Origin of the sequence: Amycolatopsis dongchuanensis (assembly GCF_039542405.1) — a bacterium.
Lineage (GTDB): Bacteria > Actinomycetota > Actinomycetes > Mycobacteriales > Pseudonocardiaceae > Amycolatopsis_E > Amycolatopsis_E sacchari.
Genome location: NZ_BAABIB010000088.1, coordinates 1 through 13,410, shown reverse-complemented (window position 1 = coordinate 13,410; position 13,410 = coordinate 1). Strand labels below are relative to the sequence as shown.

The 13,410-nt window shown below is 71.0% G+C and carries 14 protein-coding genes and 1 pseudogene; 9 read left to right on the top strand and 6 right to left on the bottom strand.

Annotated elements, in window-relative coordinates; all coding sequences use genetic code 11:
- Positions 1-85: 85 nt before the first annotated feature.
- From ABFX51_RS23235 to ABFX51_RS23220, 4 genes are read left to right on the top strand one after another with little or no spacing between them, the layout of a single operon-like run.
- Positions 86-1,084 carry a substrate-binding domain-containing protein gene (locus ABFX51_RS23235; RefSeq protein ID WP_346054910.1) on the top strand — a complete coding sequence of 333 codons (999 nt, stop codon included), beginning with the start codon at positions 86-88 and terminating at the stop codon, positions 1,082-1,084.
- A gap of 5 nt (positions 1,085-1,089) precedes the next feature.
- Positions 1,090-2,142, top strand: coding sequence for an ABC transporter permease (locus tag ABFX51_RS23230; protein ID WP_091503797.1), 1,053 nt, complete (start codon positions 1,090-1,092; stop codon positions 2,140-2,142).
- 5 nt (positions 2,143-2,147) lie between these two features.
- Positions 2,148-2,930 carry an ATP-binding cassette domain-containing protein gene (locus ABFX51_RS23225; protein ID WP_218153367.1) on the top strand — a complete coding sequence of 261 codons (783 nt, stop codon included), beginning with the start codon at positions 2,148-2,150 and terminating at the stop codon, positions 2,928-2,930.
- Positions 2,931-2,963: 33 nt separating this feature from the next.
- Positions 2,964-4,109: a Gfo/Idh/MocA family protein gene (locus tag ABFX51_RS23220; RefSeq protein WP_091503799.1), complete on the top strand. Its 1,146-nt coding sequence runs from the start codon at positions 2,964-2,966 to the stop codon at positions 4,107-4,109.
- 3 nt (positions 4,110-4,112) lie between these two features.
- Here the strand turns inward: ABFX51_RS23220 and ABFX51_RS23215 are convergent, their stop codons facing one another.
- Entirely contained in the window at positions 4,113-4,805 is a 693-nt protein-coding gene (locus ABFX51_RS23215) for a LysR family transcriptional regulator substrate-binding protein (RefSeq protein WP_091503800.1), read from the bottom strand.
- A gap of 59 nt (positions 4,806-4,864) precedes the next feature.
- On the opposite strand from ABFX51_RS23215, the gene ABFX51_RS23210 reads away from it, so the two are divergent.
- The gene (locus tag ABFX51_RS23210; protein WP_091503802.1) at positions 4,865-5,239 is read left to right on the top strand and encodes a DUF5997 family protein; all 375 of its coding nucleotides are present in this window, start codon (positions 4,865-4,867) and stop codon (positions 5,237-5,239) included.
- A gap of 455 nt (positions 5,240-5,694) precedes the next feature.
- Here ABFX51_RS23210 and ABFX51_RS23205 read toward each other — a convergent pair whose 3' ends face one another.
- Entirely contained in the window at positions 5,695-6,219 is a 525-nt protein-coding gene (locus ABFX51_RS23205; protein WP_091503803.1) for a DinB family protein, read from the bottom strand.
- Positions 6,220-6,313: 94 nt separating this feature from the next.
- Between ABFX51_RS23205 and ABFX51_RS23200 the strand changes: the two genes are divergently transcribed.
- Complete coding sequence (locus tag ABFX51_RS23200; RefSeq protein WP_091503805.1) at positions 6,314-7,255, top strand: helix-turn-helix transcriptional regulator; 942 nt, start codon at positions 6,314-6,316, stop codon at positions 7,253-7,255.
- Here ABFX51_RS23200 and glpK read toward each other — a convergent pair.
- A complete protein-coding gene (gene glpK / locus ABFX51_RS23195) occupies positions 7,242-8,762 on the bottom strand; it encodes a glycerol kinase GlpK (RefSeq protein ID WP_346054909.1) in 1,521 nt (506 codons plus the stop codon). The genes ABFX51_RS23200 and glpK overlap by 14 nt on opposite strands.
- Positions 8,763-8,947: 185 nt before the next feature.
- On the opposite strand from glpK, the gene ABFX51_RS23190 reads away from it, so the two are divergent.
- Positions 8,948-9,298 carry a hypothetical protein gene (locus ABFX51_RS23190; protein ID WP_346054908.1) on the top strand — a complete coding sequence of 117 codons (351 nt, stop codon included), beginning with the start codon at positions 8,948-8,950 and terminating at the stop codon, positions 9,296-9,298.
- Entirely contained in the window at positions 9,295-9,849 is a 555-nt protein-coding gene (locus ABFX51_RS23185; RefSeq protein ID WP_346054907.1) for an alpha/beta hydrolase family protein, read from the top strand. The genes ABFX51_RS23190 and ABFX51_RS23185 overlap by 4 nt, the downstream gene beginning before the upstream one ends.
- 151 nt (positions 9,850-10,000) lie before the next feature.
- Here the strand turns inward: ABFX51_RS23185 and ABFX51_RS23180 are convergent, their stop codons facing one another.
- On the bottom strand, positions 10,001-10,939 hold the full coding sequence (locus tag ABFX51_RS23180) for an amidohydrolase family protein (RefSeq protein ID WP_346054906.1): 939 nt from the start codon (positions 10,937-10,939) through the stop codon (positions 10,001-10,003).
- Between the two features lie 57 nt (positions 10,940-10,996).
- On the opposite strand from ABFX51_RS23180, the gene ABFX51_RS23175 reads away from it, so the two are divergent.
- On the top strand, positions 10,997-11,470 hold the full coding sequence (locus tag ABFX51_RS23175; protein ID WP_346054905.1) for a MarR family winged helix-turn-helix transcriptional regulator: 474 nt from the start codon (positions 10,997-10,999) through the stop codon (positions 11,468-11,470).
- 152 nt (positions 11,471-11,622) lie between these two features.
- Here the strand turns inward: ABFX51_RS23175 and ABFX51_RS23170 are convergent, their stop codons facing one another.
- Positions 11,623-11,877, bottom strand: a complete 255-nt coding sequence (locus ABFX51_RS23170; RefSeq protein WP_346054904.1) for a DJ-1/PfpI family protein — start codon at positions 11,875-11,877, stop codon at positions 11,623-11,625.
- Positions 11,878-12,255: 378 nt separating this feature from the next.
- Positions 12,256-13,342: pseudogene (locus ABFX51_RS23165) on the bottom strand (IS630 family transposase).
- Positions 13,343-13,410: the final 68 nt, after the last annotated feature.

The following is a 13,410-nucleotide window of genomic DNA, read 5'->3' as shown; positions in this document are numbered from 1 at the left end:
GACGGGCACCATAGTACGTCGCACTAGAGCGCGCTAGTAGCGCGCGACAGGCTCCGTTCCCCTCCGTGCACGAAGAGGTGCAGGTATGCAGAAGAGGAACCGCAGGCTCGCCTGGCTCGCCACGCTCGCCGCCGTCGCGCTGGTGCTGGCCGGCTGCAGCAGCTCCGGTGGCAAGCAGGCCGAGCAGCAGGCGGCGGGCGCTGCGGCCGGTACCGCGAACACCGCCCGGATCAGGATCGCCATGATCACGCACGAGACGCCGGGTGACACGTTCTGGGACATCGTGCGCAAGGGGGCGGAGGCCGCGGCGGCCAAGGACAACGTCGACCTGGTCTACTCCAACGACCCGGCGGGCCCGAACCAGGCGAACCTCGTGCAGAACGCCATCGACCAGAAGGTCGACGGCATCGCGCTCACCCTCGCCCACCCCGACGCGATGAGCGGCGCGCTCGCCAAGGCGAAGGCGGCAGGCATCCCCGTGGTGGGCTTCAACTCCGGTCTGGACCAGTGGTCGCAGCTGGGCCTCCTGGAGTACTTCGGTTCCGACGAAACCCTGGCGGGACAGGCGTTCGGCAACCGGCTCAACGACGTCGGCGCGCGGCACGCGTTGTGCGTCATCCACGAACAGGGGCAGGTCGCGCTCGAAGCGCGGTGCGCGGGTCTCAAGCAGACCTTCCGCGGGCAGACCGAACTGCTCTACGTCAACGGCCAGGACCAGACCGCGGCGCAGTCGACGATGCAGGCGAAACTCCAGCAGGACAGGGGTATCGACTACGTCGCGACGCTCGGCGCGCCGATGGCGCTGCTCGCCGTGCAGTCGGTGAGCGGGGCGGGCAGCTCCGCCAAGGTCGCCACGTTCGACACGAACAAGGCGCTCGTCCAGGCCATCAAGAGCGGTTCCGTGCAGTGGGCGGTCGACCAGCAGCCGTACCTGCAGGGCTACCTCGCCGTCGACGCGTTGTGGCTGTACAAGTACAACGGCAACGTGCTCGGCGGCGGCAAGAGCACGCTGACCGGCCCGGCGTTCATCACCAAGGACAACATCGACGCCGTAGCCCGCTTCGCCGACAACGGAACCCGGTGAGGCGCATGACCCACGTCAGCACTCCCGTGCCGGCGGCGGGCACGCCGTCGGCACAGGCCCGCCCCCGGTCGTTCGGGCGGCGTGTCGTCGCGCGGCCGGAGCTGAGCTCCCTGCTCGGCGCGGTGGCGGTGTTCGTGTTGTTCTTCGTGGTGGCACCGCCCTTCCGCGAACCGGCGTCACTGTCCACTGTGCTCTATTCGAGTTCGACGATCGGGATCGTGGCCGTCGCGGTCGCGCTGCTGATGATCGGCGGCGAGTTCGACCTCTCCGCGGGGGTCGCGGTCACCACGGCCTCCCTCACCGCGTCGATGGTCGCCTACGAGCTGAGCCTCAACGTGTGGGCAGGCGTCGGCGCGTCGCTGGTGCTGGCGCTGGGGATCGGGTTCCTCAACGGCTACCTCGTGATGCGCACGAAACTGCCCAGCTTCCTCATCACGCTGTCGACGTTTCTGATGCTGCAGGGGCTGAACCTGGCCGTGACGAAACTGGTCAGCGGCACCGTCGCGACCGACTCGATAGCCGACATGGACGGGTTCGCCTCGGCGAAGGCCGTGTTCTCGGCGGACATCGTGATCGGCGGGGTCGCGGTCAAGGTCACGGTGTTCTGGTGGCTGGCGTTCGTCGCGCTCGCGACGTGGCTGCTGCTGCGCACGCGCGCGGGCAACTGGATCCAGGCGGTGGGCGGGCAGGCCGACTCCGCGAGGGCGGTCGGCGTGCCGGTGAAACGGACCAAGATCGGGCTGTTCGTCACGGTCGGTTTCGGCGCCTGGTTCGTGGGCATGCACCAGCTGTTCGCGTTCGACTCGGTGCAGTCCGGCATCGGGATCGGCAACGAGCTGCTCTACATCGCCGCCGCGGTGATCGGCGGCTGCCTGCTCACCGGGGGTTACGGTTCGGCGGTCGGCTCGGCCATCGGTGCGCTGATCTACGGCATGACCACCCAGGGCATCGTCTACGCCGGGTGGAACCCGGACTGGCTGAAGTTCTTCGTCGGCGCGACGCTCCTGCTCGCCACGCTGCTCAACATGTGGGTGCGGCTGCGCACCTCGCGGAGGTGAAACCGTTGGCGGGCAAGGCCTTTGTGGAGCTTCGCGACGTGGGCAAGAGCTACGGCAACATCACCGCGCTGCGCGGCGTGAGCGTGACCGTGCGGCAGGCCGAGGTGACGTGCGTGCTCGGGGACAACGGCGCGGGCAAGTCCACCCTGATCAAGATCATCTCCGGGCTGCACCGGCACGACACGGGGGAGTACCTCGTGGACGGCGCGCCGGTGAGCTTCGGTTCCCCGCGCGAGGCGCTCGACCGCGGCATCGCGACGGTGTACCAGGACCTCGCCGTCGTGCCGTTGATGCCGGTGTGGCGGAACTTCTTCCTCGGCTCGGAGCCGACGCGCGGCTGGGGCCCCGTCCGCAGGCTCGACGTGGAGGGCATGCGCCGCACGACCGACTCGGAACTGCGGAAGCTGGGCATCGAGCTGCCCGACGTGGACCAGCCGATCGGCAGCCTGTCCGGCGGGCAGCGGCAGTGCGTGGCGATCGCGCGTGCCATCCACTTCGGGGCGCGGGTGCTGATCCTCGACGAGCCGACGGCGGCGCCGGGGGTCAAGCAGTCCGGCGTCGTGCTCAAGTACGTCGCCGCGGCGCGTGACGCCGGGCTGGGCGTCGTGTTCATCACCCACAACCCGCACCACGCCTTCCTCGTCGGCGACCACTTCGTCGTGCTGCGGCAGGGCGAGGTCGAGCTGAACGCGCCCCGCGCCGAGCTGACGCTCGACCAGCTGACGCACCACATGGCGGGCGGGTCGGAGCTGGAAACGCTGCGGCACGAACTGGAGGCGCAGCCGTGAACCCGCTCGCCGTGCACTGCTGAAAGGGGCCGGATGACGAGCATCGGCGTCGCCGTGATCGGGGCGGGCATGGCGGGACGGGCGCACGCCGCCGGGTACCGGTCCGCGGGCACGGTGTTCGGCCTCGACCGGCCGGACGTCCGGCTGGTGGCGATCGCCGACGTCACCACCTCGCTCGCCGAGGACGCTCGCCGCCGGTACGGCTTCGAACGTGCCGAAGCCGACTGGCGCGCCCTGCTGGACGCCGGCGACGTGGACGCGGTGAGCGTCGTGGTGGCGAACCAGTTGCACCGCGAGATGGCGGAAGCGTTGCTGGCGGCCGGAAAGCACGTGCTGTGCGAGAAACCACTGGCGCACACCGTGGCGGACGGCGAGGCGATGGCCGCGGCGGCCGTCCGCACCGATCGCGTCGCCGCCGTCGGCTTCACCTACCGGTGGTCGCCCGCAGTCAGCGCCATCCGCGGGGAGCTGACCGCCGGAAACCTCGGCGATGTCGTGCATTTCAACGGCCACGGCTGGTACGACTACGCCGCCGACCCGCGCACGCCGTGGACGTGGCGCTACCGCGGCGGCCCGGGCACGGGGGTGCTGGCCGACACCGGCAGCCACCTGCTCGACCTGGCCGAGTACCTGTGCGGACCGATGGTCTCGATCAGCGGTGGCGCGTTCACGACGGTCATCGACCGGCGCCCCGTGCCCGCCGGACCGACGACCGGGCACACGCGCGGCGAGCTGACGGGGGAGTACGCGGTGGTCGAGAACGAGGACGTCGCGACGTTCACCGCCCGGTTCGCCGGTGGCGCGCTCGGCACGTTCTCGCTGTCGCGGGTGGCGCACGGGCTGCCCAACGGACTGGCGTTCGAGGTGTTCGGCACCGGCGGGTCGGCCGCGTTCGACCTGCAGCGCCCCGGGGAGTTCACGTTCTCCGATCCGGCCCCGCGCGCGGCGGTCAACGGGCACCGGCGCGTGTTCGTGGGGCCCGCGCACCTCGCGGGCGGGTTGCCGATGGACGCGCCCGGGCAGGGACACGGCGTCGCGGACCTGTTCACCTACCAGGCACGGTCCTTTGTGGACCAGATCGCGGGCGTCAAGGAGCTGCCGCCGTGCGCGACGTTCGAAGAGGGCGTGCGGGTGCTGAAGCTCGTCGAAGCGGTGATCGCCTCGGCTCGTGCCGGCTGACGATCAGGACCTGCGGCGTGGCCTGCCGCGGCGTGGCACGGGTTTGCGGGCCGGCGGCTGCTTGCGCTTCTTCGGCTGCGGGGGAGTCGGCGGGCGGCCGCGGGTGCTGTTGACGGTGCGGCCGCGGACGATGCCGATGAACTGCTCCATCAGGTCGGTGGTCTCGTCCTCGAGCCAGGACAGCGCGACGCGGGACTGCGGGGTGTCCGTGACCGGCCGGTAGGTCAGGTCCCTGCGGTGGTGCAGGCGTGCGAGCGACTGGGGGACGACGAGCAGCCCCACCCCGGCGGCGACCAGTTCGATCGCGTCGGCCGTGGTGGCGGGGCGCTCCAGGGCCGGGCGGCCGGGTGGGCGCTCCCAGTCGAGGGTGTCGTCGAGCGGGTGCAGGAGGATCTCGTCGGCGAGGTCGTCCGGCGTGACCTCGTCGGCGGCCGCGACGAAGTGGTCCTTCGGCACCACGACGACGGTGGTCTCGGTGTAGAGCGGGATGGCGTGCAGGCCCGTGCGGTCGGTGGGCAGGCGCAGGAGCACGGCGTCGGCGGCGCGCTCGCGAACCAGGTCCGCCGCGTCGGCCGGTGTCACGCCGACGAGTGACAGCGGGACGGCGGGCACCCGCTCCTCCCACTTCCGCACCCACTTGCCCGGCTGCACACCGGGGACGTAGGCGAGGGTGAAGGAGGGGGCGGGGCTGGTCACGCGGGCCAGGTTACCGGGCGTGGTCGGCCCCGCGGCGGGCGCTCGTTACCCTGGACGGCATGACCTCGCGCAAGACCACCCAGACGATGAAGCCCGCCACGGCGGCGAAGAAGCTGGGTGTGTACCTCGAAGCCACTCCCGCGGAGTTCCGGGAGGGCGTCGTCTCGCGCGACGAGCTGAACGCCCTGCAGGCCGATCCGCCGGAGTGGCTGCGGGAGCTGCGGCGCAACGGGCCGCACCCGCGCCCCGTCGTCGCGGCGAAGCTCGGGGTGTCGATCAGCGGGCTGGCACGCGGCGGGATCACGGAGCCGCTGACGACGGAGCAGATCGACGCGCTGAAAGCGGAGCAGCCGGAGTGGCTCGTGCGGGAGCGCGCGGTTCAGGCGGAGGTCCGCCAGGAAGCGGCGCGGCTGAAGGGCCAGGACCGGGGCTGACCCAGGGCTGCCGGTGGTGGTCGGGCGGTGGCTGGCTGCCGTGGTGGCCGGGCCTGGGGCGCTGCGCTGCCGCTGAACGGACGGCAGTGGGGCTGACCGTGGCCGTCGGCGGTGGCTGGCTGCGGTGGTGGCTGGCTGCGGTGGTGGCTGGTGGCGCCGGGCGCGATGCGCTGCCGCTGAACGGACGGCATCGGGGCTGACCGTGGCCGCCGGTGGCGGCTGGGCGCGGCGGCCGGGGGCGATGCGCGCCGCTGCCCGCCTGAAGGCACAGGATCCCGCCGCCGGTAGCCGGCTGCGGCGGAGGCCGGGCGATGCGCGCCGCAGCCCGGCCGAAGCAGCAGGACCCCGGCCACCAGCAGCAGGCTCCCGGTCGCCGTTGGCAGCCCCGGGCCGCCGGCAGCGGCCAGCGCCACCCGTCACCCCTGCCCGCCTGCCGTGCGGCCTCCCCGCGCCGCTCAGCCCATGCTCTTCGCGCCGTCCAGGGACTCCCTGATGATGTCGGCGTGGCCGGCGTGCTGGGCGGTTTCCGCGATGATGTGCAGCACCACGCGGCGGGCCGACCACCGGCCGCCGGGCTCGAACCACGGGGCCTCGGGCAGCGGGTGGTCCACGTCGAGGTTCGGCAGGCCCGCGACCAGCTCGTCGGTCTCCCGCGCCACCTCGGCGTAATCCGCCAGCACCCCGGTCAGCGTCTCGCCGGGCAGCAGCCGGAACTCGTCCGCGCGCCGGGCGTAGTCCTCCTCCGTCATCTCCGCGAAGTTCGGCATCGCCGCCGGGCCGCGCCGGATGAACTCCGCCCAGCCCTTCTCCACCGACGTCACGTGCTTGATCAGGCCACCGAGGCACAGCTCGCTCGCGGTGGTGCGCTGCCGCGCCTGGTCGTCGGTGAGGTCGCGCGTGGTGAAGCGCAGGAAGTGCCGCTGCTTCGCCAGCCCGGCCAGCAGGTCCGCCTTCTCGCCGGTGATCGTCGCCTGGGTCATGGCCGCCGCCTTTCGTCTCGGTTTCGCCGTCGAAACCCAAGCTAACCGGCATTGCGGCCAGTTTCCGGCCGCAATGCGCGGCAGAATCGGAAACATGGCGAACACGAGCACGCGCACCCTGCGGCTGCTGTCCCTGCTGCAGAGCCACCGCTACTGGCCCGGCGCCGAACTGGCGGAGCGGCTCGGCGTTTCGCCCCGCACGCTCCGGCGGGACGTGGACCGGCTGCGCGAGCTGGGCTATCCGGTCGAGGCGCAACGCGGGGTCGACGGCGGGTACCAGCTCGCGGCCGGCGCGGCGCTGCCCCCGCTGGTGGTCGACGACGATGAGGCCGTCGCGCTCGTGGTGGGGTTGCAGACCGCGGCGCAGGGCCCCGTGGACGGGATCGCCGAGTCCTCCGTCCGCGTCCTGGCCAAGGTGGTGCAGGTGCTGCCGCGACGGCTGCGGCACCGGGTCGACGCGCTGCGGGCGATGACCGTGCCCGCGAGCTGGCGCGGCGGGGGAGTGGACCCCGGCGTGCTCACGACGGTCGCGCTGGCGTGCCGGGACGCCGAACGCGTCCGCTTCACCTACACCGCCGCGAACGGCACCCGCACCGACCGGCACGCCGAGCCGCACCGGCTGGTGTCGCTCGGGAACCGGTGGTACCTGGTGGCCTACGACCTCGTCCGGCACGACTGGCGCAGCTTCCGCGTCGACCGGCTCACCTCGCCCGCGGTCACCGGCGAGCGGTTCCGGCCCCGCGAGCTGCCCGCCGCGGACGCCGCCGAGTTCGTGCGCCGCAACCTCGACAACCTCTACCGCGCCTACGACGTCGAGGTGCTCGTGCACGCCCCGGCGGCGACGGTGCGGGAACGGATCGGCCGGTGGTGCACGGTCGAGGAGGCGGGCGAGTCGTGCCGCGTGCGGATGACCGCGGAGTCGCTGGACTGGCCGACGATGGCGCTCGGCGTCGTCGGCGCCGACTTCGAGGTGGTGTCCCCGCCCGAGCTCGCCGAGCAGGTGCGGGACTGGGGCGCGCGCTTCAGCCGCGCGTAGCCCGGTTGCCCCAGTCGATGCTCAGCCGCACGGCGTGCCGCCAGTTCGCGTACTCGGCCTCGCGGCGGGCGGCGGGCATCTGCGGCAGCCACTGCGCGGCGCGGTGCCAGTTGCGGCGCAGCCCGCGGAGGTCCGGCCACAACCCGACGGCCAGCCCCGCGGCGTAGGCGGCGCCGACGGACACGGTCTCGGCGAGCATCGGGCGCATCACCGGCACGTCCAGCACGTCCGCGATGAGCTGCATCAGCAGGTGGTCCGGCGTCATCCCACCGTCCACTTTGAGCGCTTTCGTGGTCAGCCCGGAATCGGCGTTCATGGCCTCGACGACCTCACGGGTCTGCCACGCCGTCGCTTCCAGCACCGCGCGGGCGAGGTGGCCCTTCGTGACGTAGGAGGTCAGCCCGACGACGATGCCGCGTGCCTCGCTGCGCCAGTGCGGGGCGAACAACCCCGCGAAGGCGGGCACGATGTAGCAGCCGCCGTTGTCGTCCACGGTCCTGGCGAGGGTTTCGATCTCCGGCGCGGTGCGGATGAGCCCTAGCGCGTCGCGGAACCACTGCACGAGCGAGCCGGTGACCGCGATCGAGCCTTCCAGCGCGTAGTGGGCGGGCTCGGCGTCGAGCTGGAACGCGACCGTGGTCAGCAGGCCGTGCCGCGAGGACACCGGTTCCGTGCCGGTGTTCATGAGCAGGAAGCTGCCCGTGCCGTAGGTGCACTTCGCCTCGCCCGCGTCGAAGCACGTCTGGCCGAACAACGCCGCCTGCTGGTCGCCGAGCGCCGCGGCGATGCGCAGCCCCGGCACGACGCGGCGGGTGACGCCGTGTTCCCGCGCGGACGGCTGGATCTCCGGCAGCATCGCCCGCGGGATGCCGAAGAACGCCAGCAGGTCGTCGTCCCAGTCCAGAGTGGACAGGTTCATCAGCAGCGTGCGGCTGGCGTTGGTGACGTCGGTGACGTGGCTGCCGCCGTCGGCGCCGCCGGTGAGGTTCCAGATCAGCCAGCTTTCCATGGTGCCGAACAGGACGTCGCCGCGTTCGGCGCGCTCACGCAGGCCCGGGGTGTGGTCGAGCAGCCAGCGCACCTTGGGCGCGGAGAAGTACGTCGCGAGCGGCAGCCCGCTGCGTTCCCGCACCCGCTCCGCGCCGGGCAGCGCCGACAGCTCGCGGACGAGGTCCTCGGTGCGGGTGTCCTGCCACACCACGGCACGGCCGACGGGAACGCCGGTGTGGCGGTCCCACAGCACGGTGGTCTCCCGCTGGTTCGCGATGCCCAGTCCCGCCACCTGGCTCGCGTCGATCCCGGCCTCGCGCAGCGCCTGCGGCACGATCCGGTCGACGTTGCGCCAGATCTCGGTGGCGTCGTGCTCGACCCAGCCGGGGCGCGGGAAGTGCTGCCGGTGCTCGCGCTGCACGACGGAGACGAGCCGCGCCCGCTGGTCGAACACCAGGCAGCGGGTGGAGGTCGTGCCCTGGTCGATCGCCATCACGTGGTGCGCGGGCCGATTCATGACCCCGAGGTTATCGGTCGGTACCGCACCGGTTTTGGACGACCGGCGGGCGCCGGTGCTGTGCTGGCGGACCAGTCGGACGGCGCCTTGACGGTCGAGGAGGACGTCGACATCACCGTGCCCGCTCAACTGGCCGCACTGCACGGGCGCCTGGCCGCCACGGAGTTCGACCTGCTGTCGCCGAGGTGCCGACCGAGACCTTCACCGAGGTGATGGTGACCAACGCGCTGAGCCCGGTGCGCGTCGTGGAGGCGTTCCAGGACCTCGTCCCGCCGACGGGCACGATCGGTGTCATGTCGTCGCGCCAGGGCAGCATCTCGTTGAACACCAACTACGCACCGCTGGCCGACCACTGGGCCGCGGGTGGGTTCGTCGTCGTGCAGCCCACCCACCTGGACTCCAAGCGGTTCGCCCTCGCCGCGGACGACCCGCGCTGGCCGCAACTGTGGCGGCACCGCGTCAACGACATGCGCCGCGTGCTGGACGAGTTCGGCACGCTGGAGGCGGCCGTACCGGGGCTGGGGGGGGCCGGGTGAACCGCGGTCGTGTCGTCGCGGCCGGCCACTCCTTCGGCGGCCAGACGGCAGGCATCCTGGTGGGCCAGCGGGTCACAGACCCGCAGACCGGGATCATCGAGGATCTGTCCGACCCCCGCGTCACGGCCAGCATTCAGCTGGCCACCACCGGAAGCGGCGGCGACGATCTGTCTCCCGAGGCGTACCGGAACTTCCCGTGGCTGCGTGGTGAAGACTTCTCCCAGATCACCGCACCCGGCCTCGTCGTCGCCGGGGACAAGGACAACCTGCTGCTCTCCACCCGGGGGCCGAGCTGGATGACCGACGCCTACACCCTCGCCCACGGCACCAAGAGCCTGCTCACCGTATACGGCGGCGAACACTTCCTTGGCTGGATCTCTGGCTACGAGTCGAGTGAGACAACCGACGAGGATCCCGACCATGTAGCTCTCGTCCAGCAAGTCACCCTGGCCTACCTGCGCCACGTGACCGGCGTCGACCACGACGACTGGGACCGGGCGCAGACGGCTGTCGCGGAAGATCACCCGCTGGGCCGCCTCGAATCCAAGTGACGCCTCCCGCCGCGACTACCTGGGTGCGAAGCTGCCGGGTCGGAGCAGGCCCGCGACAGAGATGCCGTCCGACCGTTGCGCCGAATTGCTCAAGTACGTGCTCGGTGGTCATGCTCACCTCCGCCGGCCCGGCGCGAGGTGGATCGAGGCGTCAGGAGGCGTTGGCGAGCCGGGGGAACAGGCGTTCGGCCGCCACGCGGTCTACGTCGGGGAACCGGTCGGCACCCGGGCCCGCGTACGTGGTGAGGTTCCGGTCGAACCCCGCGCGCCATTCCGCGGGGGCGAACGGGAAGTCGCTGCCGTAGAGGACGTGGCCGGGTTCGGCGAACGCGTACAGGGAAGGCAACGCGGTCGGGGTGGCGGACAGTGCTGTGTCGAAGTAGAACTTCCGCAGCCCGGCAAGGATGCCGTCCGGGGTGGTGCCGGGGTTGAACATCGCCGCGCCTGTGAAGCGGTGCGCGGCGAAGGGCAGGAACCCGCCGGCGTGGGAAAGGATGATGCGCAGGTCGGGGTACCGGTCGAACACGCCGTGGGCCACCAGGTCGAGTGCGGTGCGCGTGGTGTCGAACGGGAAGTCGAGCAGGGGGCTCGGCAGGCCGTCGAGGCGCGTGATCGGCGGCTCTGCCGGGTGCACGAAGACCACCGCACGGCGGGTGGCCAGTTCCGTCCACAGTGTCTCGTAGGCCGGGTCGCCGAGGTAGTGACCGCGGGCGTTGGACAGCAGGACAACGCCGTCGGCGTGCAGGTCGTCCAACGCGCGCACGGCTTCGGTCACCGCACCGTCGAAATCTGGCAGTGGCAACACCGCGAAGTGCCCGAACCGATCGGGAACGTCCTTGACCAGTTCCGCCTGGAAGTCGTTGATCTCGCGGGCCAGGTCGCGGGCCGCGGCGTCGTCGCCGAAGTGGACGCCGGGCGCGCTGATCGACAGCATCCCGGTGGCGATGCCTGCCGCGTCCATCATCGTGGTCGCGGCGCCGGGGCTCCACGAGGGCGTCGGCCAACCGCCCGCAGTCACGCCGTTGTCCTCGAGCGCCTTCGTGTAGCGGGCAGGGAGCAGATGCTGGTGTACGTCGATCCGGCCGGGCATGATATCTAGCCTCCTAATAGATAGGTTGCTAACTATTGTCCTGTTAACATAGCTCGTATGACGACGACGGGCAACCATCCGCCCACGGCCGAGGAGGTCGACGACCTCGTGCAGGCGGCTGACGCGGTGTTCTTCGCCATGCGGAAGGCCCGCTCGGCGGGCGCCGATCGGGACGGTGGGCTGTCGCTGCCGCAGGTCACGATGCTCGAGCCGCTGGTCGCCGAGCCCGAGCTGCCTGTGGGCAGGCTCGCCGCGGCCGCGGACGTCTCCATCCCGACGGCGACCCGGATGCTCCAGCAGCTGGAGTCCGCCGGGGTGGTGGTGCGCCGGCGCTCGGCCGAGGACGAGCGCAAGGTGCTGGTCGCGTTGACGGCGGACGGCAGTGAGCGGCTGACTCGGCTGCTCACCCGTCGCCGGGAACGTCAGGCGGAAGCATTCGCCGTGTTCACGTCCGCGGAGCGCGCTCAGCTCGTCGCACTGCTCCGGAGGCTCGCGCCGGTCATAGACATCGACCTCGGTGCTCGGGACTGAGTCTGTGGGCGAGGCTTCGCTTCGAAGTCCGGCGGCCGGTCAAGGCACCTCGAGTTCGAGGTAGTTGGCGACGTCCTCGGCGACGTGGTGCCGTGCAGGTGCCTGATGAGCGCCGTGGTCATGTCCATTGCCGCGGCCACGCCGGAGGAGGTCTACCGGTTTCGGTCCCCGACCCATCGGCCCTGCCGAATCCAGTCGACGTTCTCGCTTCGGGTGGTGACCCAGTCGAACGCCCGCTTGTTCGAGGTCGCGCGGTAGCCGTCGAGCAGGCCCGCGGCTGCCAGCACCGCCGAACCGGTGCAGACGGAGGTGGCGAGCGAAGCACTGCTCGCGTAGCCGGCCAGCCAGGCGAGGAACGGATCATCCCGCATCAGCGGGCGCGTGCCGCGGCCTCCGGGAACCAGCACGACGTCCGGCTCCGGCGCTGCGTCCCGTCCGGTCGGTCACCGACACGGCGAACCCGGGTGAGCTGGCGACTGGCTCGTCGCCCGGCCCCGACCAACCGGACGTCGAACAGCTCCACCAAGTTACTCAGCAGGTCGACCGGCCGACACGCCGGCCGTGCCCCGGCGAACGACACGGCAAGATCATTTTGCTGCCCTCGGTGGAGCATCCGATCACCTTAGATCGCCTCTTGTGGTGGTCCAACCGGGCGGGGCGGTAGCCGCGCTCCGCGTCAGCGACCAACCTTTCGCGCGTGCCGGGCACGCACGAGATGAGGAACTCGTCGTTGCGCAATCCCTCCAAGAGCCTGCGGGCGATGTCCTCGGGCTGCCGCATCGCGCCTAGTGTCCTGAGTCGTTAATTCGTCGGCAGTAGGCGGCGAGGGAGTCGAGGATCTGGTCGGCGGTGCGGGTCCACACGTAGGGCCTGGGGTTGGTGTTCCATTGGTGGATCCAGTCGCGGATGTCGCGTTCGAGGGCGGTAGCGGAGCGGTGGACGCCGCGGCGGAGCAGTTTGACGGTGATCTCGGCGAAGAATCGTTCGACGAGGGTTGAGCCAGCTGGAACCGGTCGGGGTGAAGTGCAGGTGGAACCGCGGATGCTTGAGCAGCCAGGTTTTTACCGCCGGTGTCTTGTGGGTGGCCAGGTTGTCCAGCACCACGTGCACGTCCAGCTCGGTGGGCACATTCTTGTCGATGGTGCGCAGGAACCCGAGGAATTCCTGATGCCGATGCCGGCGCTTGACCGCGCTGATGACCTGCCGGTAGCGACTTCGAGGGCGGCGAAGAGGCTGGTGGTTCCGTGGCGGACGTAGTCGAAACTCTGCCGTTCGGGCACGCCGGGCAGCATCGGCAACACGGGAGCCGAGCGGTCCAGTGCCTGAATCTGAGACTTCTCGTCCACGCACAGCACCACCGCCTTCGCGGGCGGATCCAGATACAGCCCGACCACGTCGCGGACCTTGTCCACGAACAAGGGATCCTTGCTGATTTTGAACGTGTCCACCTGGTGAGGTTTGAGGCCGAACGTCCGCCAGATCCGTGAGACCGCCGACTGTGTCATCCCGGTCCGCGCCGCCAGCGACCGCGTTGACCAGTGCGTCGCGTTCGCCGGCGTGGTTTCCAGGGTGGTCACGACAACCGGCTCGACCTGCTCATCGGAGATCGTGCGCGGTCGGCCCGGGCGCGCTTCGTCGCCCAGGCCGTCCAGCCGGTCGGCGACGAACCGCGCCCTCCATCTGGTCACCGTGTGACGGTCCAGGCTCAATCGCCCGGCCACTTCGGTGTTCGATCCACCCTCCGCGCAGGCCAGCACGATCCGGGCCCGCAACGCCAGCGCCTGCGCGGTCGTCCTACGCCCGGGTCCAACCCTCCAGTACTCGACGTTCATCATCGGACAGAATCAGTGGCGCCAGTTTCGGACTCGGCATCGCCACAACCTAAGGGATGTCTCGTAACCCGGTGGGCGGCTGGCCGGTCCGGTAGTTGATCATGTTGT

Coding starts and splice junctions, on each gene's coding strand:
- ABFX51_RS23210 (WP_091503802.1), top strand. CDS start 4,865: ATGACCTCGCGCAAGACCACCCAGACGATGAAGCCCGCCACGGCGGCG.
- ABFX51_RS23175 (WP_346054905.1), top strand. CDS start 10,997: ATGACGACGACGGGCAACCATCCGCCCACGGCCGAGGAGGTCGACGAC.
- glpK (WP_346054909.1), bottom strand. CDS start 8,762: ATGAATCGGCCCGCGCACCACGTGATGGCGATCGACCAGGGCACGACC.
- ABFX51_RS23235 (WP_346054910.1), top strand. CDS start 86: ATGCAGAAGAGGAACCGCAGGCTCGCCTGGCTCGCCACGCTCGCCGCC.
- ABFX51_RS23230 (WP_091503797.1), top strand. CDS start 1,090: ATGACCCACGTCAGCACTCCCGTGCCGGCGGCGGGCACGCCGTCGGCA.
- ABFX51_RS23220 (WP_091503799.1), top strand. CDS start 2,964: ATGACGAGCATCGGCGTCGCCGTGATCGGGGCGGGCATGGCGGGACGG.
- ABFX51_RS23205 (WP_091503803.1), bottom strand. CDS start 6,219: ATGACCCAGGCGACGATCACCGGCGAGAAGGCGGACCTGCTGGCCGGG.
- ABFX51_RS23180 (WP_346054906.1), bottom strand. CDS start 10,939: ATGCCCGGCCGGATCGACGTACACCAGCATCTGCTCCCTGCCCGCTAC.
- ABFX51_RS23200 (WP_091503805.1), top strand. CDS start 6,314: ATGGCGAACACGAGCACGCGCACCCTGCGGCTGCTGTCCCTGCTGCAG.